The 24,286-nt window shown below is 43.5% G+C and carries 23 protein-coding genes; 18 read left to right on the top strand and 5 right to left on the bottom strand.

From position 1 onward, the window contains the following. The first annotated feature begins 173 nt into the window (after positions 1 to 173). The 8 genes from pnp (at position 174) to QM843_RS06130 (ending at position 8,595) form a co-directional block, all read left to right on the top strand. Complete coding sequence (pnp, locus tag QM843_RS06165) at positions 174 to 2,387, top strand: polyribonucleotide nucleotidyltransferase (protein ID WP_261083042.1); 2,214 nt, start codon at positions 174 to 176, stop codon at positions 2,385 to 2,387. A 15-nt stretch (positions 2,388 to 2,402) separates the two neighbouring features. Beyond that, entirely contained in the window at positions 2,403 to 3,020 is a 618-nt protein-coding gene (cysE, locus tag QM843_RS06160) for a serine O-acetyltransferase (RefSeq protein ID WP_000539979.1), read from the top strand. An 11-nt stretch (positions 3,021 to 3,031) separates the two neighbouring features. Further along, entirely contained in the window at positions 3,032 to 3,916 is an 885-nt protein-coding gene (locus tag QM843_RS06155) for a GNAT family N-acetyltransferase (protein ID WP_020903023.1), read from the top strand. 301 nt (positions 3,917 to 4,217) lie between these two features. Next, on the top strand, positions 4,218 to 4,739 hold the full coding sequence (locus QM843_RS06150; protein WP_265487412.1) for a dihydrofolate reductase family protein: 522 nt from the start codon (positions 4,218 to 4,220) through the stop codon (positions 4,737 to 4,739). A 17-nt stretch (positions 4,740 to 4,756) separates the two neighbouring features. Beyond that, positions 4,757 to 6,100 carry a cysteine--tRNA ligase gene (cysS, locus tag QM843_RS06145; RefSeq protein WP_049544818.1) on the top strand — a complete coding sequence of 448 codons (1,344 nt, stop codon included), beginning with the start codon at positions 4,757 to 4,759 and terminating at the stop codon, positions 6,098 to 6,100. Further along, positions 6,093 to 6,479: a Mini-ribonuclease 3 gene (locus QM843_RS06140; protein WP_000567927.1), complete on the top strand. Its 387-nt coding sequence runs from the start codon at positions 6,093 to 6,095 to the stop codon at positions 6,477 to 6,479. The genes cysS and QM843_RS06140 overlap by 8 nt, the downstream gene beginning before the upstream one ends. Positions 6,480 to 6,482: 3 nt before the next feature. Then, positions 6,483 to 7,352, top strand: coding sequence for a helix-turn-helix domain-containing protein (locus tag QM843_RS06135; RefSeq protein WP_049544819.1), 870 nt, complete (start codon positions 6,483 to 6,485; stop codon positions 7,350 to 7,352). Positions 7,353 to 7,464: 112 nt separating this feature from the next. Further along, positions 7,465 to 8,595 carry an ABC transporter ATP-binding protein gene (locus tag QM843_RS06130; RefSeq protein WP_000229944.1) on the top strand — a complete coding sequence of 377 codons (1,131 nt, stop codon included), beginning with the start codon at positions 7,465 to 7,467 and terminating at the stop codon, positions 8,593 to 8,595. A gap of 92 nt (positions 8,596 to 8,687) precedes the next feature. On the opposite strand, the gene QM843_RS06125 is transcribed toward QM843_RS06130, so the two are convergent. The 4 genes from QM843_RS06125 to QM843_RS06110 are packed head-to-tail and all read right to left on the bottom strand — an operon-like array spanning position 8,688 to position 11,610. After that, positions 8,688 to 9,347, bottom strand: coding sequence for an amino acid ABC transporter permease (locus tag QM843_RS06125; RefSeq protein ID WP_000443851.1), 660 nt, complete (start codon positions 9,345 to 9,347; stop codon positions 8,688 to 8,690). Between the two features lie 9 nt (positions 9,348 to 9,356). Further along, complete coding sequence (locus tag QM843_RS06120; RefSeq protein ID WP_125443963.1) at positions 9,357 to 10,034, bottom strand: amino acid ABC transporter permease; 678 nt, start codon at positions 10,032 to 10,034, stop codon at positions 9,357 to 9,359. A 12-nt stretch (positions 10,035 to 10,046) separates the two neighbouring features. Beyond that, entirely contained in the window at positions 10,047 to 10,841 is a 795-nt protein-coding gene (locus QM843_RS06115) for a transporter substrate-binding domain-containing protein (RefSeq protein WP_080702822.1), read from the bottom strand. A 10-nt stretch (positions 10,842 to 10,851) separates the two neighbouring features. Further along, positions 10,852 to 11,610 carry an amino acid ABC transporter ATP-binding protein gene (locus QM843_RS06110; protein ID WP_001229569.1) on the bottom strand — a complete coding sequence of 253 codons (759 nt, stop codon included), beginning with the start codon at positions 11,608 to 11,610 and terminating at the stop codon, positions 10,852 to 10,854. Positions 11,611 to 11,786: 176 nt separating this feature from the next. Between QM843_RS06110 and recJ the strand changes: the two genes are divergently transcribed. The 6 genes from recJ (at position 11,787) to QM843_RS06080 (ending at position 20,164) form a co-directional block, all read left to right on the top strand. Continuing rightward, the gene (recJ, locus tag QM843_RS06105; protein WP_414304597.1) at positions 11,787 to 14,009 is read left to right on the top strand and encodes a single-stranded-DNA-specific exonuclease RecJ; all 2,223 of its coding nucleotides are present in this window, start codon (positions 11,787 to 11,789) and stop codon (positions 14,007 to 14,009) included. Between the two features lie 173 nt (positions 14,010 to 14,182). Beyond that, on the top strand, positions 14,183 to 15,844 hold the full coding sequence (locus tag QM843_RS06100) for a ribonuclease J (RefSeq protein WP_414304596.1): 1,662 nt from the start codon (positions 14,183 to 14,185) through the stop codon (positions 15,842 to 15,844). Positions 15,845 to 15,911: 67 nt separating this feature from the next. Beyond that, positions 15,912 to 16,691: an alpha/beta hydrolase gene (locus QM843_RS06095; protein WP_414304595.1), complete on the top strand. Its 780-nt coding sequence runs from the start codon at positions 15,912 to 15,914 to the stop codon at positions 16,689 to 16,691. Positions 16,692 to 16,753: 62 nt separating this feature from the next. Next, positions 16,754 to 17,455, top strand: a complete 702-nt coding sequence (locus QM843_RS06090; RefSeq protein ID WP_414304594.1) for a M57 family metalloprotease — start codon at positions 16,754 to 16,756, stop codon at positions 17,453 to 17,455. A 38-nt stretch (positions 17,456 to 17,493) separates the two neighbouring features. Next, on the top strand, positions 17,494 to 19,341 hold the full coding sequence (gene uvrC, locus QM843_RS06085; RefSeq protein ID WP_414304593.1) for an excinuclease ABC subunit UvrC: 1,848 nt from the start codon (positions 17,494 to 17,496) through the stop codon (positions 19,339 to 19,341). After that, positions 19,331 to 20,164: a metallophosphoesterase family protein gene (locus QM843_RS06080; RefSeq protein ID WP_414304592.1), complete on the top strand. Its 834-nt coding sequence runs from the start codon at positions 19,331 to 19,333 to the stop codon at positions 20,162 to 20,164. Before uvrC ends, QM843_RS06080 begins: the two co-directional genes overlap by 11 nt. Before the next feature lie 181 nt (positions 20,165 to 20,345). Here QM843_RS06080 and QM843_RS06075 read toward each other — a convergent pair whose 3' ends face one another. After that, positions 20,346 to 21,146 carry an amino acid ABC transporter substrate-binding protein gene (locus tag QM843_RS06075; protein WP_414304591.1) on the bottom strand — a complete coding sequence of 267 codons (801 nt, stop codon included), beginning with the start codon at positions 21,144 to 21,146 and terminating at the stop codon, positions 20,346 to 20,348. 170 nt (positions 21,147 to 21,316) lie between these two features. On the opposite strand from QM843_RS06075, the gene QM843_RS06070 reads away from it, so the two are divergent. The 4 genes from QM843_RS06070 to QM843_RS06055 are packed head-to-tail and all read left to right on the top strand — an operon-like array spanning position 21,317 to position 24,264. Further along, on the top strand, positions 21,317 to 21,922 hold the full coding sequence (locus QM843_RS06070) for a nitroreductase family protein (RefSeq protein WP_414304590.1): 606 nt from the start codon (positions 21,317 to 21,319) through the stop codon (positions 21,920 to 21,922). 13 nt (positions 21,923 to 21,935) lie between these two features. Further along, complete coding sequence (pepV, locus tag QM843_RS06065) at positions 21,936 to 23,336, top strand: dipeptidase PepV (RefSeq protein WP_414304589.1); 1,401 nt, start codon at positions 21,936 to 21,938, stop codon at positions 23,334 to 23,336. 53 nt (positions 23,337 to 23,389) lie between these two features. Continuing rightward, positions 23,390 to 23,980, top strand: coding sequence for a uracil-DNA glycosylase family protein (locus QM843_RS06060; RefSeq protein ID WP_414304588.1), 591 nt, complete (start codon positions 23,390 to 23,392; stop codon positions 23,978 to 23,980). Beyond that, complete coding sequence (locus tag QM843_RS06055) at positions 23,977 to 24,264, top strand: rhodanese-like domain-containing protein (protein WP_414304587.1); 288 nt, start codon at positions 23,977 to 23,979, stop codon at positions 24,262 to 24,264. The genes QM843_RS06060 and QM843_RS06055 overlap by 4 nt, the downstream gene beginning before the upstream one ends. Positions 24,265 to 24,286: the final 22 nt, after the last annotated feature.

Raw genomic sequence — 24,286 nt, 5'->3', positions numbered from 1 at the left:
CAAAGTATCTAAATAGTTGAACACGGGCTAAATCCCTAGTGAAAAAGATAGATTTCCTAGTGTGCATCGCACACTGCGTCAATCTCCTATTTTCATACGGGATTCTTCACGCCCTTTGTATCCTGATTTTTGTAGGCAAGGCGTATAATTTCATCAATCCAAAGGGGATTAAAATGACAAAACAAGTGTTTCAAACGACTTTTGCGGGTCGTGAGTTAATTGTAGAGACTGGTCAGGTTGCTAAGCAAGCAAATGGTGCAGTTGTTGTACGTTACGGTGAGTCAACTGTCTTGACTGCTGCCGTTATGTCTAAGAAAATGGCAACTGGAGATTTCTTCCCTCTTCAAGTCAACTACGAAGAAAAAATGTATGCGGCTGGGAAGTTTCCTGGTGGCTTTATGAAACGTGAAGGACGTCCTTCAACGGATGCGACATTGACAGCGCGTTTGATTGACCGTCCAATCCGTCCTATGTTTGCGGAAGGTTTCCGTAATGAAGTTCAAGTCATCAATACGGTTCTTTCTTACGATGAAAATGCATCTGCTCCAATGGCAGCTATGTTTGGTTCATCCTTGGCGCTTTCTATTTCAGATATTCCATTTGACGGACCAATTGCTGGGGTACAAGTGGGATATGTAGATGGCCAAATCATCATCAACCCTACGCAAGAACAAGCAGAGCAATCGCTCCTTGAATTGACAGTAGCTGGTACCAAACACGCCATCAACATGGTAGAGTCTGGTGCTAAAGAATTGTCAGAAGAAATCATGTTGGAAGCTCTCCTTAAAGGGCACGAAGCAGTCAAAGAATTGATTGCCTTCCAAGAAGAAATCGTTGCAGCAGTTGGTAAGGAAAAAGCAGAAGTAGAATTGCTTCATGTGGACGCTGAATTGCAAGCTGAAATCATCGCAGCCTACAACAGCGACCTCCAAAAAGCGGTTCAAGTTGAAGAAAAATTGGCTCGTGAAGCTGCAACTCAAGCAGTTAAGGACCAAGTTACTGTTGTGTATGAAGAAAAATATGCAGACCACGAAGAATTTGATCGTATCATGCGTGATGTGGCTGAAATCTTGGAACAAATGGAACACGCAGAAGTGCGTCGTTTGATCACAGAAGACAAGGTACGTCCTGACGGTCGTAAGGTTGATGAAATCCGTCCTTTGGATGCGGTTGTTGACTTCCTTCCTCGTGTGCACGGTTCAGGTCTCTTCACTCGTGGACAAACTCAGGCTCTTTCAGTCTTGACCTTGGCTCCGATGGGTGAAACTCAAATCATTGATGGTTTGGATCCAGAGTACAAGAAACGCTTTATGCACCACTATAACTTCCCACAATACTCTGTTGGGGAAACTGGTCGTTACGGTGCGCCAGGTCGTCGTGAAATCGGTCACGGTGCTCTTGGTGAGCGTGCACTTGCTCAAGTCTTGCCAAGTTTGGAAGAATTCCCATATGCTATCCGCTTGGTAGCTGAGGTCTTGGAATCAAATGGTTCTTCATCTCAAGCTTCTATCTGTGCGGGAACTCTTGCCCTTATGGCTGGTGGTGTGCCAATCAAGGCGCCAGTAGCAGGGATTGCCATGGGTCTCATCTCAGATGGAAACAACTATACAGTCTTGACAGATATCCAAGGTTTGGAAGACCACTTTGGAGATATGGACTTTAAGGTTGCAGGTACTCGTGACGGGATTACAGCCCTTCAAATGGATATCAAGATTCAAGGAATCACTGCAGAAATCTTGACTGAAGCACTTGCTCAAGCCAAGAAAGCGCGTTTTGAAATCCTTGATGTGATTGAAGCAACCATTCCAGAAGTTCGTCCAGAATTGGCTCCAACTGCTCCGAAAATTGATACCATCAAGATTGATGTGGACAAGATTAAGATTGTCATCGGTAAGGGTGGAGAAACCATCGACAAGATTATCGCCGAAACAGGCGTTAAGATTGATATCGACGAAGAAGGAAATGTGTCTATTTACTCTAGCGACCAAGATGCTATTAACCGTGCCAAAGAAATCATTGCTGGTTTAGTTCGTGAAGCCAAAGTGGACGAAGTTTACCGTGCTAAGGTTGTTCGTATCGAGAAATTTGGTGCCTTTGTCAATCTCTTTGATAAGACAGATGCCCTTGTTCATATCTCTGAGATGGCTTGGACGCGTACCAATAATGTCGAAGACTTGGTAGCAATCGGTGATGAAGTTGATGTTAAGATTATCAAGATTGATGAAAAAGGACGTGTGGATGCTTCTATGAAAGCCCTTCTTCCTCGTCCTCCAAAACCTGAACGTGATGAAAAAGGCGAAAAGTCTGAGAGACCTCACCGCCCACGTCATAACAAGGACCACAAACCTAAGAAAGAATTTACAGAAACACCAAAAGATTCAGAATAAGAAAAGGAGAAATGTATGGGATGGTGGCGCGAAACCATTGATATCGTAAAAGAAAATGATCCAGCGGCCCGCACCACTTTGGAGGTTTTGCTGACTTATCCAGGTGTCAAGGCCTTGGCGGCCCACCGTCTCTCGCATTTTCTCTGGAAGCATGGCTTCAAACTCCTGGCTCGTATGCACAGTCAGTTTTGGCGCTTTTGGACTCAGATTGAGATTCATCCAGGCGCACAGATTGATTCAGGTGTCTTTATCGACCACGGCTCTGGTCTGGTGATTGGGGAAACAGCGATCGTTGAAAAAGGTGTTCTCCTTTATCACGGAGTGACTCTTGGTGGGACTGGTAAGGATGTTGGCAAACGCCATCCGACCGTTCGAAAGGGAGCACTCATATCAGCCCATGCCCAAGTTATCGGACCAGTAGAAATCGGTGAAAATGCCAAGGTCGGTGCTGCAGCAGTTGTTGTAGCAGACGTACCTAGTGATGTGACGGTTGTCGGTATTCCTGCTAAGATTGTCCGTGTACATGGTAAAAAGGATGAGCCGGTCATTCACGAAGTCGAAGAAAAACGAGAGTACTACGTCAATAAACTCGAGCAGGCTAAAGAAGCCAGTCACAGATCGTCTGGGTTGTAGAGGATACCTATATGATTCAAGCAAGAAACAAGTTAAGCCAAGAGGAGCTATCTGAGGCGAAAAAACTAATTAACTGTTGCCAAAACTATGACGGTACCTATCGTGATCCTTATCTATCTAACATGCTTAATTTTGACCCAAACATGCCCGCCTTTTTCCTTTATTATGAAAAAGGCGAACTTGTTGGTTTATTAACTGTCTATGCAGATGACCAAGATGTAGAAGTGACGATACTGGTTCATCCAGATCATCGCCGTCAGGGAATTGCGCGTGCATTGTTTACTAGTTTTGAGAGAGAAACAGCTTCTTTTCCGATTCATTCAGTCACTTTTCAGACAGAGCGTGTTTTTCTAGACCGCCATCCTGATTTTGTTAGCAACTGGGGATTGGTCGAGGATGAAGAGACAGAAACTTGGTTAGGTAAGGATAGAAAACCTTATCCGTTAGCAAATGTTTCCAATCTTGAAGTTTTGTTAGCAGATAGTTCGTATCAGGATCAAATTAGTCAGTTAAAATTTCAGGCATTCTCAGAAGAGCATGAATCTAGAGAGATTGTGGATAGATATGTCGCTGAAGCTCTGAAGGATCCAGAAAGTCGCTTATATATTTTGTTAAAAGACGGTCAGATTATTGGAACTTGCACGGTAGATTTATCGACTAATACGAATTACTTCTACGGTTTAGCAATATCAGAACTTGAACGTGGGAAAGGCTATGGAAGCTATTTAGCAAAATCCCTTGTCAACCAACTAATTGAGCAAAATGACAAGGAATTTCAGATTGCAGTAGAGGACAGCAATGTAGGTGCCAAGCGCTTGTATGAAAAAATTGGCTTTGTCAAACAGACCCAGGTGGTTTATCTGAATGAGAAAGGAGCAAGGGATTCCGAAGTGTAGGGACATTCGGACTGAAATTCAATTGAACTCTTAGTGATGAAACTAACTGTTCTCGAATTTTAGTTTTCCTGACTATTATTTTATGATTAAAATTTACGACACCTTGAGTGGGAAGTAGACAGGAGAGGCGCTTGAATGTTTAAGAATGAACCGTTCTGTTGCAGATTGGAATTGCTGTTGTCTGGCTTATTTTTCTTGTCCAGCAAGGATTTTGCTGAATACTTTGATTAGCTTAGTTCTAATCATCTGGGTCTATCCCGCTAAGTGAAGGCGAAGCAGAACTAGAAAGGAAACTACAAGAATGGCAGTATATTTTTACGGCTGTATCACCATGGATGGCTACTTGGCAGACAGCCAGCACAGGATAGACTGGCTGCATCAGCTTGGTTCTGTAGAGGATTCAGGCTATGATGACTTTTACAGACAAATGGATATCACCATCATGGGCAAGCGGACCTTTGAGGCAATCCAAGATTTGCAAGATGTAGAAAGTTTTTATCAAGCTACGGAAAACTATGTCTTTACGCATGATAGGAACCTGCCTGTTAGCAATTACCAGCCAGTAGCTGGGGATGTGGTGGACTTTGTTCACCAGATTGACAAAGGCAAAAATGTCTTTGTGATTGGTGGTAATTCCTTAGTAGGACCGCTCTTGGATGCGGATCTTTTCGACCACCTCGTTATTCAGATAGCGCCCCTTCTCCTAGGGAAGGGGGTTCCCCTCTTTACCCAAGAGGAAGGACAGCGCTTTTACCAACTGGATAGCCTCAGACAATTTGGCCCTTTTGCAGAGCTGGTTTTCAGCCGAAAAAGTCAGAAATAGAGAAGGGAGTGGACCGCATGATTAAAATTTACGATACCATGTCTCGTGATTTGCGAGAATTTGTCCCGATTGAGGACGGCAAGGTCAAGATGTATGTTTGTGGGCCAACCGTGTATAACTATATCCACGTAGGGAATGCCCGTTCGACGGTAGCTTTTGATACGATTCGACGTTACTTTGAGTATCGTGGGTACGAAGTTGCCTATATTTCTAATTTCACGGATGTGGATGATAAGATTATCAACCGTGCCAAGGAAGAAGGCATCACGCCTCAGGAGGTTGCGGACAAGTACATCGCTGCCTTTCGTGAGGATGTGACAGCCTTGGGCGTCAAACCTGCGACCCGCCATCCGCGTGTGGTGGAGTTTATGGCTGACATCATCCGCTTTGTGGAAGATTTGATTGAAAAAGGCTTTGCCTACGAGAGTCAAGGAGATGTCTATTTCCGTGTGGAAAAATCTCACAACTATGCCAAATTGGCTAATAAAACCTTGGAAGATTTGGAGCTGGGTGCTTCAGGTCGTACCGATGAAGAAACAGCTCGTAAGGAAAATCCTGTAGACTTTGCCCTCTGGAAATCTGCCAAATCAGGCGAGATTTCTTGGGACAGTCCTTGGGGACCTGGTCGTCCGGGCTGGCATATTGAGTGTTCGGTCATGTCGACAGAAATTTTGGGCGATACTATTGATATCCACGGTGGTGGAGCGGACCTTGAGTTTCCTCACCACACCAATGAAATTGCTCAGTCTGAAGCTAAAACAGGCAAGACTTTTGCCAACTACTGGATGCACAATGGCTTTGTCAATATCGACAATGTCAAGATGTCCAAATCTTTGGGGAACTTTATCACTGTCCATGATGCCCTCAAAACCCTCGATGGGCAAGTGCTTCGTTTCTTCTTTGCGACTCAACACTACCGCAAGCCCATCAACTTTACGGAAAAGGCAGTGCGGGATGCAGAGACTAATCTCAAGTATCTAAAGAACACTTACGAACAACCATTTACAGGAAACGTGGATACCCAAGAGTTACAAGCTTTTAAAGACAAGTTTGTAGCAGCTATGGATGAGGATTTCAACTCGGCAAATGGAATCACAGTAGTCTTTGAAATGGCCAAATGGATCAATTCCGGCAACTATGACGCAAGTGTCAAGCAAGCTCTTGCGGATATGTTGGAAGTCTTTGGAGTTGTCTTTGTTGAGGAAGTTTTGGATGCAGAGATTGAAGACTTGATTCAAAAACGCCAAGAAGCGCGTGCAAATCGTGACTTTGCGACAGCGGACCAGATCCGTGACCAATTGGCTGCTCAAGGGATTAAGCTCCTTGACACCAAAGATGGAGTGAGGTGGACACGTGATTGATGTCAATCTCATTAACGGGATTGCGTTAGCTTTTGAGGGGGACGCGGTGTATTCTATGTATATTCGTCGTCACCTCATCCTCAAAGGCATGACCAAACCCAATAAACTCCATCAAGAAGCGACCAAGTATGTCTCAGCCAAAGCTCAGGCTCGCCTGATTTCCCTTATGTTAGAGGAGCAAGTCCTGACGGAAAAAGAAGAAGAAATCTACAAACGTGGTCGCAATACCAATAGTCACACAAAGGCTAAAAATGCCGATGTGGTGACCTACCGTATGTCCACAGGTTTTGAAGCAGTCATGGGTTATCTCCATATGACTGAAAATCTGGAACGTCTTGAGAGCTTGATTTCGTGGTGCATCCAAAAAGTGGAGGGCTAGGACATGATGGCAAAAGAAATACAAGAATGGTTTCCTGAAGCTCAGATTTCAGACCAACCAGTAGAGAAAGAGGGTTATCTCACTCTTCCTTTAGCTTCTCAACAGTGGATTTTGCTGGAGGAAGCTGGGCTCAGCGAGCGTGAAAAGCAGTTGATTTCACTTTTGACCCAGCAGGAGCAGGCTCGTTCGCTCAATCCTTGGTATTCTTTTTTGATTGAGGGGAAGGGACAGACACCACAAACTTTTAAAAAGATTCAGTTGGCCTATTGTCATCTTTCCTATTTTCATCAGGAAAATCTAGCTTCTTGGCTGGATATGATGCGGACTCTATTTCCTAACTGTCAGACAGTGCTTCAGGTCGGAGCTCAGGATTATGTTTTCGTGCTTCAGCAAGATAAATACACCTCTGTACGAGCTATTTTAAGTGATACGATTGAAGCGGTAGAGTATGACTTTGGACTTCGTCTGTCTATCATGTTGGGCCAGGTTTGGTCTCAGACGAGAAATCAAGCCCTATCAGACTTAATCAAAGCTGAGCGCGAGTTGTTCAAGACTTGGTGGCGTCAGGGTCACCAAGGTGTTCATACTTTTTCTCAGCTCTATCTTTGGAGTATGGGAGAAAGACTTGTGGACTTGAAGGCAATCAAGGAATGCTTGCACCAGATGATCTTGGATCAAGACCAGATTCAGGAAATCATTCTCTCCCTTTGGGAAAATAGTGCTGTCCTAACAAAAACAGCCCAGCAACTCTATCTGCACCGCAATTCTCTCCAATATAAGATTGATAAATGGGAAGAATTGACAGGGCTACAGTTGAAAGAACTGACTGACTTGACCCTGTGTTATCAATTGATTTTACCAGATATTCTCTAAAGTTTTGTGCAAGTTGCACAGAACTTTTTTATTTTTTTGGTCACCTTGCCATAGAAATGTAAAGCGTTTTCATCTATAATAAAACTATCAAAAGACAAAAGGAGTTCACCTCATGGTAGAATTGAATCTTAAAAACATTTACAAAAAATATCCAAACAGCGAACACTATTCAGTTGAAGACTTCAACTTGGACATCAAAGACAAAGAATTTATCGTTTTCGTAGGTCCTTCAGGATGTGGTAAATCAACAACTCTTCGTATGATTGCTGGTCTTGAAGACATCACAGAAGGTACTGCATCTATCGATGGCGTGGTTGTCAACGACGTAGCTCCAAAAGACCGTGACATCGCCATGGTATTCCAAAACTACGCTCTTTACCCACACATGACTGTTTATGACAACATGGCTTTCGGTTTAAAATTGCGTAAATACAGCAAGGAAGACATCGATAAACGTGTGCAAGAAGCAGCTGCAATCCTCGGTTTGAAAGAATTCTTGGATCGTAAACCAGCTGACCTTTCAGGTGGTCAACGTCAACGTGTTGCCATGGGTCGTGCCATCGTCCGTGATGCAAAAGTATTCTTGATGGACGAACCTTTGTCAAACTTGGATGCAAAACTTCGTGTATCTATGCGTGCTGAAATCGCTAAAATCCACCGTCGTATCGGAGCTACAACTATCTACGTAACTCACGACCAAACAGAAGCGATGACACTTGCAGACCGTATCGTTATCATGTCAGCAACTAAAAACCCTGCTGGTACAGGTACTATCGGACGTGTAGAACAAATCGGTACACCTCAAGAAGTTTACAAAAACCCAGTTAACAAATTCGTAGCAGGATTCATCGGAAGCCCAGCTATGAACTTCATCAACGTGAAATTGGTTGGTAGCGAAATTGTTTCTGACGGTTTCCGTTTGAAAGTTCCAGAAGGAGCATTGAAAGTTCTTCGTGACAAAGGCTACGAAGGTAAAGAATTGATCTTCGGTATCCGTCCAGAAGACGTGAATGCAGAACCTGCTTTCCTTGAAACATTCCCAGAATCAGTTGTCAAAGCTACTATCTCTGTATCAGAATTGCTTGGTTCAGAATCTCACCTTTACTGCCAAGTTGGTAAAGATGAATTTGTTGCCAAAGTTGATGCTCGTGACTACTTGCAAACAGGTGCAACAGTTGAACTTGGATTTGACTTGAACAAAGCACACTTCTTCGATGTAGAAACTGAAAAAACAGTCTACTAAGATAAATGAAACTCAAAACACTGCTAGAAATCTGGCAGTGTTTTTTGAGATTGCGTAGAAAAAACTCTCCATGTACTTGGAGAGTTAATTTATTATTCTGCAGCTTGTTGCCAACGTTTTGCTAGCATATGAGATAGGCTAGAAATTGCTAGGTTGAAGCTGAAGTAGATGAGGGCAATCAGGATGTAAAGACTGAAGACTTGCTCTGGCTCGAAATAACGGCCCATGAGAATTTGGCTGGCTCCAAAGAGCTCTTGTAGGGCGATAACAGAGTAGAGGAGACTGGTATCCTTAATCACGGTTACAAACTGAGAAATGATGGCTGGTAGCATTTTACGAATGGCTTGTGGGAGAATGATGTGGTAGAGGATTTGGGCTGAGGTAAATCCTTGTGACATTCCTGCTTCGTACTGCCCCTTGTCTACGGCGTTGAGACCGCCTCGGATAATCTCAGCTAGGGCCGCTGATGTAAAGAGGGTAAAGGCAGTGATTCCTGCTGGTGTGGATTTCATCTTGAACACTAAAAAGATAGTGAAAATCCAGAGGAGGTTGGGAACGTTACGCACAAACTCGATGTAAATGCTGGAGATGATGCGCAAGATAGGATTTTTGCCATTTCTCATGACAGCTAGCACCGTACCGATAAGGGTAGAGAGGACGATGGCAATCAGAGAAATATAGAGGGTCAAGCCAAATCCTTTAAAGATAAAGATTAGGTTATCTGGGGTCAAAACTTCTAAAATGGATTCCATAGTAACCTCCTAAAGTGAATAGGCTTTTTTGTTAGCTTGCTCCATCTTGCGACCAAACTGGGCAACAGGGAAGCATAGAGCAAAGTAGAGCAGGGCAGCACCTAGAAAGGCTGGAATGTAGTTTCCGTTAAGAGCCGACCAAGACTTGGTCACAAACATCAAGTCCACTCCAGAGATGATAGCGACTGTAGAGGTATTCTTGATGAGGTTGACGATTTGGTTGGTCAAAGGAGGGAGAATGATACGGAAGGCTTGAGGTAAGATAATCAAGCGCATGGCACTGATATAGGTAAAACCTTGCGACAAGGCGGCTTCCATCTGACCGCTAGGAATAGACTGAATGCCTGAGCGAATTACCTCGGCGATATAGGCGCCGTGATAGAGTCCCACGCAGAGAACAGCCGTCCAATAAATCGGAATCATGATGGTGTGGTCACTGATAAGAGGTAGACCATAAAAGACGATAACAAACTGCACCAAGAGGGGAGTGTTTTGGTAAAACTCCACAAATATGCGAGCCAAAATTCTCAATATCGGACGTTTACTGGTTGACATGGCTCCGAAGAAGATGCCCAAAACCATGGCGAGGATAAAGGATCCGATAGCTAGGGCAAGGGTGAAGAGGAAACCATTGAAAAATTGTCCAAAATCCTGAAAATAGGCTGTCCAAGATGATAAATCTGTCATGGGGTATCCTCCTTAATCTGCAGTATGGCTAGATGGTTTGAGCTTGTAACGGTCATAAAGTTTCTGCAAACTACCATCCTTGCTCCATTTAGTAACCAAGTTATCAAGATAATTGTTTAGCTCGGTATTTGATTTCTTGGTAACGATACCGTAGTCAGATGGCTTGAAACTATCATCTAGTAGTACTGTGCGCTTACTGATGTAGCCAGATAGGATAGAGCGGTCAACGGAAAAGGCATCAATTCGATGAGCGTGAAGGGACGTAATCAATTCTGGGTAGGAACCAAGTTCGACGAATTTAAAGGTTAAACCTTTCTTTTTACCCAGTTCAGTAATCAGGCGTTGGGTGATGGAACCTTGGGCAACACCGATAGTTTTGCCGTTTAGGTCCTCAATGCTTTTGATTTTGGCAGACTTATTGACCAAAAAGCCAGAAGCGTCGGTGTAGTAAGGGCTGGTGAAGTTGTAGAGTTTTTTGCGTTCATCTGTGATGGTAAAGGTCGCGATATCCATATCGACCTGTTCATTGTCTAGAAGGGGTCCGCGAGTTTGTGCTGTAACCGGCACATAACGAACCTTGACTTTGAGTTCATCAGCTACCATCTTGGCCAAGTCGGTTTCGATACCAGAATAGGTCCCTGTCTTGGGATCCTTGTAGCCGAAGTTGGGAACGTCTTGTTTCACACCGACAACCAGCTCGCCTCTCTTTTGAATGTCTGTGACACTGGTATCAGCCTGAACTGGTTTTGCAGCAGCAAGGCCGAAAAGGCTAATCAATAATGCGGATAGAAAGAATTTCTTTTTCATAGGCGCCTCCTTATTTGACTTTGTCACTTTCGTGGTTGATGATTTTGCTGAGGAATTGTTGGGCACGAGGTTCGCTTGGATTGTCGAAAAAGTCATCAACATCTGTCGTATCCACCAAAACCTCTCCGTCAGCCATAAAGATGATGCGGTCAGCAACTTCACGGGCAAAGCCCATTTCATGAGTAACGACAATCATATTCATACCATCGTGGGCTAATTTTTGCATAACTGCCAGAACATCGCCGATAGTTTCAGGGTCTAGGGCAGATGTTGGCTCATCAAAGAGGAGGAGTTCAGGATGCATAGCGAGTCCACGTGCGATGGCAATCCGTTGTTTTTGTCCACCAGATAGCATGGCTGGATAAGAATCTTTCTTGTCCCACATATTTACAAATTCCAGATATTTTTGGGCTGTCTTTTCAGCTTCTTTTTTATCAATTCCTAGAACTTTTATGGGTGCAAGTGTTACGTTTTCTAACACTGTTTTGTGTGGGTAGAGGTTGAAATGCTGGAAAACCATACCAACTTCCTTGCGAAGAGGTACCAAATCTTTCTGGCTAGCACCAGCAACTTGGTGACCATTTACTAGAAGACTTCCTTTGTCAACAGCCTCCAAACCATTGATGGTGCGAATCAGAGTTGATTTCCCGGAACCAGAAGGTCCAAGCAGGACAACAACTTGTCCTTTTTCAAAACGGAGATTGATGTCGCGGAGTGCATGGTAATCTCCGTAATATTTTTCGACGTGTTCAAATTCTACTAAAGCCATAAGGAATCTCCTTTGTGTTAGATTTTATAACACGATTCTACACCAAAAGATTTTTCTTGTCAAATCATATCAGAAAAAAGTTAGTAAAATTTTTGTAGAAAGCAATCAGGATAGAGAAAAAGCCTAAATCATGTTATAATGAAGCAATAGAATTCTTAGAAAGAGTGGATGTCTTTTTGATAACACCTACTTATGAATGGCAGTTTGCCCCGCAGGTTGAAGATGCGGATTTTACAAAGATAGCCAAGAAGGCTGGACTGGGTCCTGAGGTGGCTCGGTTATTATTTGAGAGAGGGATTCAGGATGAAGAGAGCCTGAAGAAGTTTTTAGAACCTTCTTTGGAGGACTTGCATGATCCTTATCTGCTCCATGATATGGACAAGGCAGTGACTCGGATTCGTCAGGCTATTGAAGAAGGGGAAAATATTCTCGTTTACGGTGATTACGATGCGGATGGTATGACTTCGGCTTCGATTGTGAAGGAAAGTTTGGAACAGCTTGGTGCCGAGTGCCGTGTTTACCTGCCCAACCGCTTTACCGATGGCTATGGTCCAAATGCTAGTGTTTATAAATACTTTATCGAGCAAGAAGGGGTTTCCTTGATTGTGACGGTGGACAATGGGGTTGCAGGTCATGAAGCTATTGAACTGGCCCAGTCTATGGGAGTGGATGTCATTGTGACCGATCACCATTCCATGCCTGAAACCCTGCCAGATGCTTATGCCATCGTTCATCCTGAACATCCAGATGCGGACTATCCCTTCAAATATTTGGCTGGTTGTGGAGTGGCTTTCAAGCTGGCTTGTGCCCTTTTAGAGGAAGTCCAAGTGGAACTGCTTGACTTGGTCGCTATCGGAACTATTGCCGATATGGTGAGTTTGACGGATGAAAATCGTATCTTGGTTCAATATGGTCTAGAAATGTTGGGGCACACTCAGCGCATCGGTCTACAAGAAATGTTGGATATGGCTGGGATTGCTGCTAACGAGGTGACAGAAGAGACAGTTGGTTTCCAGATTGCCCCTCGTTTGAATGCCTTGGGGCGCTTGGACGATCCCAACCCAGCCATTGATTTACTGACTGGATTTGACGACGAGGAAGCGCATGAGATTGCCCTTATGATTCACCAGAAAAATGAAGAGCGCAAGGAAATCGTCCAGTCTATCTATGAAGAAGCCAAGACCATGGTGGATCCTGAAAAGAAGGTCCAGGTCTTGGCCAAGGAAGGCTGGAATCCTGGGGTTCTAGGAATCGTGGCTGGTCGTTTGTTGGAAGAGCTAGGGCAGACAGTTATTGTTCTTAATATAGAAGACGGTCGTGCCAAGGGAAGTGCTCGTAGTGTGGAAGCAGTCGATATTTTTGAAGCCCTAGATCCCCATCGTGACCTCTTTATCGCATTTGGCGGTCATGCTGGTGCAGCAGGAATGACGCTGGAAGTTGAGAAACTTTCAGATTTATCTCAGGTCTTGGAAGATTATGTCCGTGAAAAAGGTGCAGATGCTGGTGGCAAGAATAAGTTAAACCTAGATGAAGAGTTGGATTTGGAGACTTTGAGTCTTGAAACAGTCAAGAACTTTGAACGCTTGGCACCTTTTGGAATGGACAATCAGAAACCTGTCTTTTATATCAAGGATTTTCATGTCGAAAGTGCTCGTACCATGGGAGCAGGCAATGCCCATCTCAAGCTCAAAATCTCTAAGGGTGAGGCTAGTTTTGAAGTGGTAGCCTTCGGTCAAGGTAGATGGGCAACAGAATTTGCTCAAATCAAGAATCTAGAGTTGGCAGTTAAATTGTCTGTCAACCAATGGAATGGCCAAACTGCCCTCCAATTGATGATGGTGGATGCGCGTGTGGAGGGTGTTCAGCTCTTTAACATCCGTGGAAAGAATGCCACCTTGCCAGAAGGAGTTCCAGTCTTGGATTTTGCTGGAGAACTGCCAAATCTGGCGGATAGTGAAGCGGTTGTCGTAAAAACCATTCCTGAGGATATGACTCTGCTGAAGACCATTTTTCAGGAACAGCATTTCTCTGCGGTCTATTTCAAAAATGACATTGATAAGGCCTACTATCTAACAGGTTATGGAACTAGAGAACAGTTTGCCAAATTGTACAAGACTATTTATCAGTTCCCAGAGTTTGATATCCGCTACAAGCTGAAAGATTTGGCGGCTTATCTCAATATCCAACAAATCTTGCTGGTCAAGATGATTCAAGTGTTTGAAGAACTAGGTTTTGTGACGATCAAAGATGGTGTCATGAAGGTGAATAAAGAAGCACCAAAGCGAGAGATAGGAGAAAGTCAGATTTACCAAAATCTCAAACAAACTGTCAAAGATCAAGAAATGATGGCGCTGGGTACCGTGCAAGAAATTTATGACTTTTTAATGGAAAAAGAGTAGATCATAGGAAAGAGTTGGGCAACCAGCTCTTTTTTGAAAACAAATCTTCATTTTGAAAATCATCAAAAAAATGGTATAATGGTAGGAAAAGATTCGGCTAAAAGTAATAGTGCTTTTAGAATAAGAGGGTAAGCAACCCTATAATCAAGATAAATTAAGTTTTCGGAGGAAAAATGAGTAATATCAGTTTAACAACACTTGGTGGTGTACGTGAAAATGGGAAAAATATGTATATCGCTGAAATCGATGGGTCTATTTTCGTTTTGGATGCAGGTCTGAAATACCCTGAAAATGAACAACTAGGGGTAGACGTCGTTATTCCAAACATGGATTACCTTTTTGAAAATAGCGACCGTATAGCTGGGGTTTTCTTGACCCACGGACATGCGGATGCCATTGGTGCTCTGCCTTATCTCTTGGCTGAAGCCAAGGTACCTGTATTTGGCTCTGAGTTGACCATTGAGTTGGCAAAACTCTTTGTTAAAGGAAATGATACGGTTAAAAAATTCAATGATTTCCATGTCATCGATGAGGATTCGGAGATTGATTTTGGAGGGACTGTGGTGTCCTTCTTCCGTACGACCCACTCTATCCCAGAAAGTCTGGGTGTGGTCTTAAAGACAGCTGAAGGTAGTATCGTTTATACGGGTGACTTCAAATTTGACCAGACAGCTAGCGAATCTTATGCGACAGACTTTGCTCGTTTGGCAGAAATCGGTCGTGACGGAGTTCTAGCCCTGCTTAGTGATTCAGCCAATGCAGATAGCAATGTTCAAGTGGCTAGCGAAAGTGAAGTTGGGGATGAAATCACTCAAACTATTGCGGACTGGGAGGGACGTATCATCGTTGCGGCGGTAGCCAGCAACCTCTCTCGTATCCAGCAGGTGTTTGACGCTGCGGATGCAACAGGCCGCCGTGTGGTCTTGACAGGATTTGATATTGAAAATATCGTCCGCACTGCGATTCGCCTCAAGAAATTGTCTCTAGCTAACGAGAGTCTTTTGATTAAGCCAAAAGATATGTCTCGTTTTGAAGACCATGAGTTGATTATTCTTGAGACAGGCCGTATGGGTGAGCCTATCAACGGTCTTCGCAAGATGTCAATTGGTCGCCACCGTTATGTGGAAATCAAAGACGGTGATTTGGTCTATATCGTAACGACTCCGTCTATCGCTAAAGAAGCAGTTGTGGCGCGTGTGGAAAACATGATTTACCAAGCTGGTGGTGTTGTCAAACTGATCACCCAAAGCTTGCGTGTGTCAGGTCATGGAAATGCGCGTGATTTGCAGTTGATGATCAATCTCTTGCAACCCAAGTATCTCTTCCCGATTCAGGGGGAATACCGTGAGTTGGATGCCCACGCTAAGGCTGCTATGGCTGTTGGGATGTTGCCAGAACGCATTTTCATCCCTAAAAAGGGAACCAGCATGGCTTATGAGAATGGGGACTTTGTTCCAGCTGGAGCGGTTTCGGCAGGGGATGTCTTGATTGACGGGAATGCTATTGGTGATGTTGGAAATGTGGTTCTTCGTGACCGTAAGGTCTTGTCAGAAGATGGAATTTTCATCGTCGCAATCACCGTTAACCGTCGTGATAAGAAAATTGTGGCCAAGGCTCGTGTTCACACGCGTGGATTTGTTTATCTCAAGAAGAGCCGTGATATTCTCCGTGAAAGTTCAGAATTGATTAATCAGACGGTAGAAGACTATCTTCAAGGAGATGACTTTGACTGGGCAGATCTTAAAGGGAAGGTTCGTGATAATCTGACCAAGTATCTCTTTGATCAAACTAAGCGTCGTCCAGCTATTTTACCAGTAGTCATGGAAGCGAAATAATTGTTGAAATAAACGGAGAGAAAGTCGAATTTCGGCTTTTTCTTATAGAAAAATAGAGGAAAAAATTATGGCAGTAATGAAAATCGAGTATTACTCACAAGTGTTGGATATGGAGTGGGGGGTGAATGTCCTCTACCCCGATGCCAATCGAGTGGAAGAACCAGATTGTAAAGATATTCCAGTCTTGTACCTCTTGCACGGGATGTCTGGCAATCATAATAGTTGGCTCAAGCGGACCAATGTAGAACGCTTGCTTCGAGGAACCAATCTCATCGTTGTCATGCCCAATACCAGCAACGGTTGGTACACCGATACCCAATATGGTTTTGACTACTACACGGCTCTAGCAGAGGAATTGCCACAGGTTCTGAAACGCTTCTTCCCTAATATGACCAGTAAGCGTGAAAAGACCTTTATCGCTGGCCTTTCTATGGGAGGCTATGGCTGTTTCAAATTGGCTCTTGCTACAAATCGTTTTTCTCATGCAGCTAGCTTTTCAGGTGCCCTTAGTTTTCAAGATTTTTCTCCTGAAAGCCAAAATCTGGGGACACCAGCTTACTGGAGAGGTGTTTTTGGGGAGATTAAAGATTGGACAGCTAGTCCTTATTCTCTTGAAAGTTTGGCTAAAAAATCGGACAAAAAGACCAAGCTGTGGGCTTGGTGTGGCAAGCAGGATTTCTTGTACGAAGCCAATAATTTAGCAGTGAAAAATCTTAAAAAACTGGGCTTTGATGTGAGCTATAGCCATAGCGCTGGAACTCACGAGTGGTATTATTGGGAAAAACAATTGGAACGATTCTTAGCAACTCTGCCAATTGATTTCAAATTAGAAGAGAGATTGTCATAATTTAGTTTTCTTTCAGCTTATTTTAGTAAAATAGACTTTATTTGCTAGAAAGGTGGAGAGACATGCGCTGGATTTTTCGTTTGATAGGGGCTTTCTTTTCTTTTGTGTGGCGTTTGTTTTGGCGCCTGGTTTGGATTGTTTTTCTTTTATGCACTCTTGCTTTTGGATTTCTCTGGTATCTGAACGGGGATTTTCAAGGAGCGCTAAAGCAAGCAGAACGGTCAGTCAAGATTTGTCAACAAAGTATCGACCAATGGGAAAAAACAGGGCAACTGCCTAAGTTGAACCAGACAGATAGCCACCAGCATTCTGAAGGAAGATGGCCACAGGCTTCTGCTCGTATTTACTTGGATCCCCAGATGGATTCACGCTTTCAAGAAGCTTATTTAGAAGCAATCCAGAATTGGAATCAAACTGGTGCTTTTAACTTTGAAATTGTGACTGAGTCCGGCAAAGCGGATATCTTGGCTACTGAGATGAATGACGGAAGCACTCCTGTGGCAGGAGAGGCGGAAAGTCAGACCAATCTCTTGACGGGGCAATTCTTGTCTGTAACGGTGCGCCTGAATCATTATTATTTGTCCAATCCTAACTATGGCTATTCCTATGAGCGCATTGTCCATACGGCAGAACATGAGTTGGGGCATGCGATTGGCTTGGACCATACAGATGAGAAGTCTGTTATGCAACCGGCAGGTTCCTTTTATGGTATCCAGGAAGAGGATGTTGCAAACCTCCGAAAAATATATGAGACCAATGAGTAGGGGACTATCTTTCCCTACTTTTTTGTTATAATGGAACTATGAATAACTTGATTAAATCAAAACTAGAGCTCCTGCCGACCAGCCCTGGTTGCTACATTCACAAGGATAAAAACGGCACCATTATCTATGTAGGAAAGGCTAAAAATCTGCGTAACCGCGTGCGTTCCTATTTCCGTGGGAGTCACGATACCAAAACAGAGGCTCTGGTGTCTGAGATTGTGGATTTTGAATTTATCGTTACGGAGTCCAATATTGAGGCACTTCTCCTAGAAATTAATCTTATCAAGGAAAATAAGCCCAAGTACAATATCATGCTCAAGGATGATAAATCTTATCCTTTCATCAAAATCACAAATGAGCGCTATCCTCGTTTGATTATAACTCGTCAGGTCAAAAAGGATGGCGGTCTTTATTTCGGTCCCTATCCAGATGTGGGCGCAGCCAATGAAATCAAGCGACTACTGGATCGGATTTTTCCTTTTCGTAAGTGTACCAATCCACCATCTAAGGTCTGTTTTTACTACCATATCGGCCAATGTATGGCCCACACCATCTGTAAGAAAGATGAGGCTTATTTCAAGTCCATGGCTCAGGAGGTTTCTGATTTCCTAAAAGGGCAGGATGACAAAATTATAGATGACCTTAAGGGCAAAATGGCAACGGCAGCTCAGACTATGGAATTTGAACGCGCGGCGGAATACCGTGACCTAATTCAGGCTATTGGAACGCTTCGAACCAAGCAACGGGTCATGGCCAAGGATCTCCAAAATCGCGATGTCTTTGGCTACTATGTGGACAAGGGCTGGATGTGTGTTCAGGTTTTCTTTGTCCGTCAGGGCAAGCTCATCGAGCGGGATGTCAATCTTTTCCCTTATTATAATGATCCGGACGAGGACTTTCTAACCTATGTGGGACAATTTTATCAAGAAAAATCTCACCTAGTTCCCAATGAGGTGCTGATTCCGCAGGATATTGACGAAGAAGCTGTCAAGGTCTTGGTGGATACCAAGATTCTCAAACCCCAGCGTGGAGAGAAAAAGCAACTAGTCAATTTGGCTATAAAGAATGCTCGAGTCAGTCTAGAGCAGAAGTTCAATTTGTTAGAAAAATCTGTCGAAAAGACCCAAGGAGCTATTGAAAATCTAGGTCGTTTGCTCCAAATTCCCACCCCAGTTCGCATCGAGTCCTTCGATAACTCCAACATCATGGGAACTAGTCCTGTTTCAGCCATGGTGGTCTTTGTCAACGGAAAACCTAGTAAGAAGGATTACCGTAAGTATAAAATCAAGACTGTCGTCGGGCCAGACGACTATGCTAGTATGCGAGAGGTCATTCGCAGGCGCTATGGTCGAGTACAGCGTGACGGTTTGACTCCTCCAGATTTGATTGTGATTGATGGGGGACAAGGTCAAGTCAATATTGCCAAGCAAGTCATTCAAGAGGAGCTGGGCTTGGATATTCCCATTGCAGGTCTGCAAAAGAATGATAAGCACCAAACCCATGAATTGCTCTTTGGAGATCCGCTTGAGGTGGTGGAGTTATCTCGCAATTCTCAGGAATTTTTCCTCCTCCAACGTATACAAGATGAGGTCCACCGCTTTGCTATAACTTTCCATCGCCAACTGCGCTCGAAAAATTCTTTTTCATCACAACTGGATGGAATTGAAGGGCTGGGACCTAAACGCAAGCAGAATCTCATGAAGCATTTCAAGTCTCTAACAAAAATCAAGGAAGCCAGTGTGGATGAGATTGTCGATGTTGGAGTACCTAGAGCTGTTGCAGAGGCTGTGCAGAGGAAGTTGAACCCGCAGGAAGCAGTGGAATTAGCTCAAGTGGCGGAAGAAAGAGTAGATTACCAAACGGAAGGAAACCACAATGAAACATAAAATCGCAATTTTATCAGATATTCATGGAAATGCGACGGCTTTAGAAGCAGTGATTGCAGATGCTAAAAATCAAGGAGTCAGTGAATACTGGCTTCTGGGAGATATTTTTCTTCCCGGTCCAGGTGCAAGTGACTTGGTAGCCCTGCTAAAGGACCTTCCTATCACAGCCAGTGTTCGAGGCAATTGGGATGATTGTGTCCTTGAGGCCTTGGATGGTGAATATGGTTTGGAACATCCACAAGAAATCCAGTCAATGCGCATGACCCAGTTTTTGATGGAGCGAATGGATCCTGCAACGATTGTCTGGTTACGAAGCTTGCCTTTGCTGGAAAAGAAAGAGGTTGCTGGGTTGCGCTTTTCTATCTCTCATAATTTACCTGACAAAAATTATGGGGGTGACTTGTTGGTTGGGAATGATACAGAAAAATTTGACCAACTGCTAGATGAGGAAACGGACGTGGCAGTCTATGGTCATGTCCACAAGCAGTTGCTTCGTTACGGCAGTCAAGGGCAACAAATCATCAATCCAGGGTCGATTGGCATGCCCTATTTTAATTGGGAGGCGTTAAAAAATCACCGTGCCCAGTATGCCGTGATAGAAGTTGAAGATGGGGAATTGGTAAATATCCTATTTCGTAAAGTCGCTTATGACTATGAAGCGGAGTTGGAGTTGGCCAAATTCAAGGGGCTTCCTTTTATCGAAATGTATGAAGAGCTACGACGAGAAGACAACTATCAGGGGCACAATCTGAAACTCTTAGCCAATTTAATAGAAAAGCATGGGTATGTAGAGGATGTGAAGGATTATTTTGATTTTTTGTAAGAGTTTCCTAAAATAACCAATGCAAACTAAAAAAGCGATTGGCTGGTCCAATCGCTTTTAGTATATCTTATACTCAATGAAAATCAAAGAGCAAACTAGGAAGCAAGCCGTAGGTTGCTCAAAGCACAGCTTTGAGGTTGCAGATAAAGCTGACGTGGTTTGTAGAGATTTTCGAAGAGTATTATTGTAACTGAGATTTATCTGGGAGATAAGAACCCCCTAGATAGGTATTACTGAGTTTTTCAAGGGTTCCGTCTTGGTAGAGTTCTTTGAGCGCTTTATCAAATTGCTCTTTAAACTCTTTCTGGTCGCTTGAGAAAATGATATAGTTGCTGGGACTATCAGCAGAAGGCAAGTCAACCACAGAAAGGTCTAAGCCACGATCCTTGATAATCTTTTGAACCGATACCTTGTCAAAAACTAGGAAATCAAATTCACCGTTAGAGAGGTCTAGGATTCGTTTACCAATATCCTCGCCAGAAAAATCGATGGTAGCAGGATTGTCAGTGTGTTTCTGATTCCAGTTATTGATGAATTGAGCGTTTGAAGTTCCAGTATCCTCTTGAGTTGTTTTGCCAGCGATTTGGTCAAGTGAAGTCAAAGGATTTTTCTTGTTGCTGATAAGGACGAGGGGATTGTTGGAAATCGGAAGCGAGTATAGGTATTTTTCAGCGCGCTCTTTTGTGTAACTCAAGTTATTGGCAGCTGCTTGATAGTGACCAGAATCAAGCCCTGGGAAGATACTTTCCCAAGCAGTTCTTTGGAATTGAATCTCGTAGTCGCTGAGTTTTTCATCCACTGCCTTTAGAACTTCAATATCGAAGCCTGTCAGATTGCCTTTATCTTCGTAGTCAAATGGCGGCACATCGCCGGCTGTAGCAACGACGATTGTCTTTTGAGCGCTAGTCTCTTTGGGTGTAGCTTGATTCCCACAGGCAACCAAAAATGGTAGGATGGCTAATAATAGGCTAAATTTTTTCATAATATCTCCATTCAAATGTAAAGTACTTGCTAGTTTATCAGAAACTTTCCTGATGAACCAATATATATTTTTTATGACTGTAATAAAAAATCTTAATCATGAAAAATCCCTGCAAGCTCTTTCAAATTATGGTAGAATGGAAGCAGTAGAATTAGAAAAGGAAATCGATTATGAAATTTCTTGAATTAAATAAAAAACGTCATGTGACCAAGCAGTTCACTGATAAGCCTGTTGATCCCAAAGATGTGCGTACGGCTATCGAAATTGCAACCTTGGCACCAAGCGCCCACAACAGCCAGCCTTGGAAATTTGTAGTGGTGCGTGAGAAAAATGCCGAACTAGCAAAATTGGCTTACGGTTCAAACTTTGAACAGGTATCATCAGCGCCTGTAACTATTGCCTTGTTTACAGACACAGATTTGGCTAAACGTGCTCGTAAGATTGCTCGTGTTGGTGGTGCTAATAACTTTTCTGAAGAGCAACTTCAATATTTTATGAAGAATTTGCCTGCGGAATTTGCCCGTTACAATGAACAACAAGTCAGCGACTACCTAGCCCTCAATGCAGGTTTGGTTGCTATGAACTTGGTTCTGGCTCTTACAGACCAAGGAATCGGATCAAATTTGATCCTTGGATTTGACAAATCAAAAGTCAATGAGGTTTTGGAAATTGAAGACCGTTTCCGCCCAGAGCTTTTGATTACAGTGGGTTACACAGACGAAAAATTGGAACCAAGCTACCGCTTGCCAGTAGATGAAATCATTGAGAAAAGATAGAAAGAAGAAAGAAATGACAACAATTGATTTTACAGCAGAAGTAGAAAAACGCAAAGAAGATCTCTTGGCTGACTTGTTTAGCCTTTTAGAAATCAACTCAGAACGTGATGACAGCAAGGTTGATGCTGAACATCCATTTGGGCCTGGTCCAGTAAAAGCCTTGGAAAAATTCCTTGAAATCGCATACCGCGATGGCTACCCAACTAAAAATGTTGACAACTACGCAGGACATTTTGAGTTTGGTGATGGAGAAGAAGTTCTCGGGATCTTTGCTCACATGGACGTGGTGCCAGCTGGTAGCGGTTGGGATACAGATCCTTACACACCGACTATCAAAGACGGTCGCCTTTATGCGCGTGGGGCTTCGGACGATAAGGGTCCTACAACAGCTTGTTACTATGGTTTGAAAATCATCAAAGAATTGGGTCTTCCAACTTCTAAGAAAGTTCGTTTCATCGTTGGAACAGATGAAGAATCAGGTTGGGCAGATATGGACTACTACTTTGAGCACGTAGGACTTGCCAAGCCAGACTTTGGTTTCTCTCCAGACGCTGAATTCCCTATCATCAATGGTGAAAAAGGAAATATCACGGAATACCTTCACTTTGCAGGTGAAAATGCAGGTGTTGCCCGTCTTCACAGCTTCACAGGTGGTTTGCGTGAAAACATGGTACCAGAATCAGCAACAGCTGTCGTTTCAGGTGGTTTGGCTGACTTGCAAGCTAAACTAGATGCCTTTGTTGTAGAACACAAACTTAGAGGAGAACTCCAAGAAGAAAACGGTCAATACAAGGTGACGATCATTGGTAAATCAGCCCACGGTGCTATGCCAGCTTCAGGTGTCAATGGTGCGACTTACCTAGCCCTCTTCCTTAGTCAGTTTGACTTTGCTGGTCCAGCCAAAGACTACCTTGACATCGCTGGTAAAATTCTCTTGAACGACCATGAGGGTGAAAATCTCAAGATTGCTCATGTGGATGAAAAGATGGGAGCCCTTTCTATGAATGCTGGTGTCTTCCGATTTGACGAAACAAGCGCTGATAATACCATTGCCCTTAATATCCGCTATCCAAAAGGAACAAGCCCAGAGCAAATCAAGTCAATCCTTGAAAACTTGCCAGTTGCTTCTGTTAGCCTTTCTGAACACGGTCACACGCCTCACTATGTGCCAATGGAAGATCCACTTGTGCAAACCTTGTTGAATGTTTATGAAAAACAAACTGGTCTTAAAGGTCACGAGCAAGTCATCGGTGGTGGAACCTTTGGTCGCTTGCTAGAACGAGGTGTTGCCTATGGTGCCATGTTCCCAGACTCAATTGACACCATGCACCAAGCCAATGAATTTATCGCCTTGGATGATCTCTTCCGAGCAGCAGCAATCTATGCCGAAGCTATTTACGAATTGATCAAATAAAACGATAGAAGTCTGAGATTGTATGCTTAGACTTCTTTTTGGAGGGAAAGTAGATGTCTCAAATTGAAAGAATCAAGCAGGCTATCATGGCGGATCCACAAAATGCCAGCTATACAGAGCGTGGCATTGAGCCTCTCTTTGCAGCGCCAAAGACTGCTCGCATCAATATCATCGGTCAAGCGCCTGGTCTTAAAACTCAAGAAGCAGGCCTTTACTGGAAGGACAAAAGTGGTGATCGTTTGCGGGACTGGCTAGGTGTGAATGAAGATACCTTTTACAATTCAGGATATTTTGCTGTTCTGCCTATGGATTTCTACTTTCCAGGGCATGGCAAGTCAGGTGATCTGCCACCGAGAACTGGCTTTGCTGAAAAATGGCATCCGCAACTCTTGCAAGAATTGCCCGATATTCAGTTGACCCTCTTAATTGGGCAATATGCCCAGGCCTACTATTTACAGGAGAAAGTCAGTGGCAAGGTGACAGAACGGGTAAAACACTACCAGAACTACTTGCTAACCTATTTTCCACTAGTTCATCCCTCACCGCGAAATCAAATCTGGATGGCTAAAAATCCTTGGTTTGAGTCAGAAGTGGTGCCGGATTTGAAAAAAAGAATTAAAACTATTTTAGGAGAAAAAGAATGAAAGAAATAGCCTTTGACGCATTTTACCAGCTTTACCAAAATGAGCAACTTTCTTTAGTGGACGTGAGAGAAGTGGATGAGTTTGAAGCTCTTCATTTAGAAGGTGCTCAGAATCTTCCTCTGAGTCAATTGGCCGATATCTATGATCAGTTGGACAAGAACCAGTTGCATTATGTCATTTGTAAATCTGGAATGAGATCGGCGCGTGCTTGCCAATTCTTATCAGAACAAGGTTATGAGGTTATCAATGTCCAAGGTGGCATGATGGCCTTTGAAGAACTTTAAACATTACAATTTTCTCCTACTT

Origin of the sequence: Streptococcus mitis (assembly GCF_047463435.1) — a bacterium.
GTDB classification, from domain to species: Bacteria; Bacillota; Bacilli; order Lactobacillales; family Streptococcaceae; genus Streptococcus; species Streptococcus mitis_DS.
The sequence above is the reverse complement of the archived record's forward strand: the minus strand, read 5'-3'. Positions and strand labels throughout refer to the sequence as shown.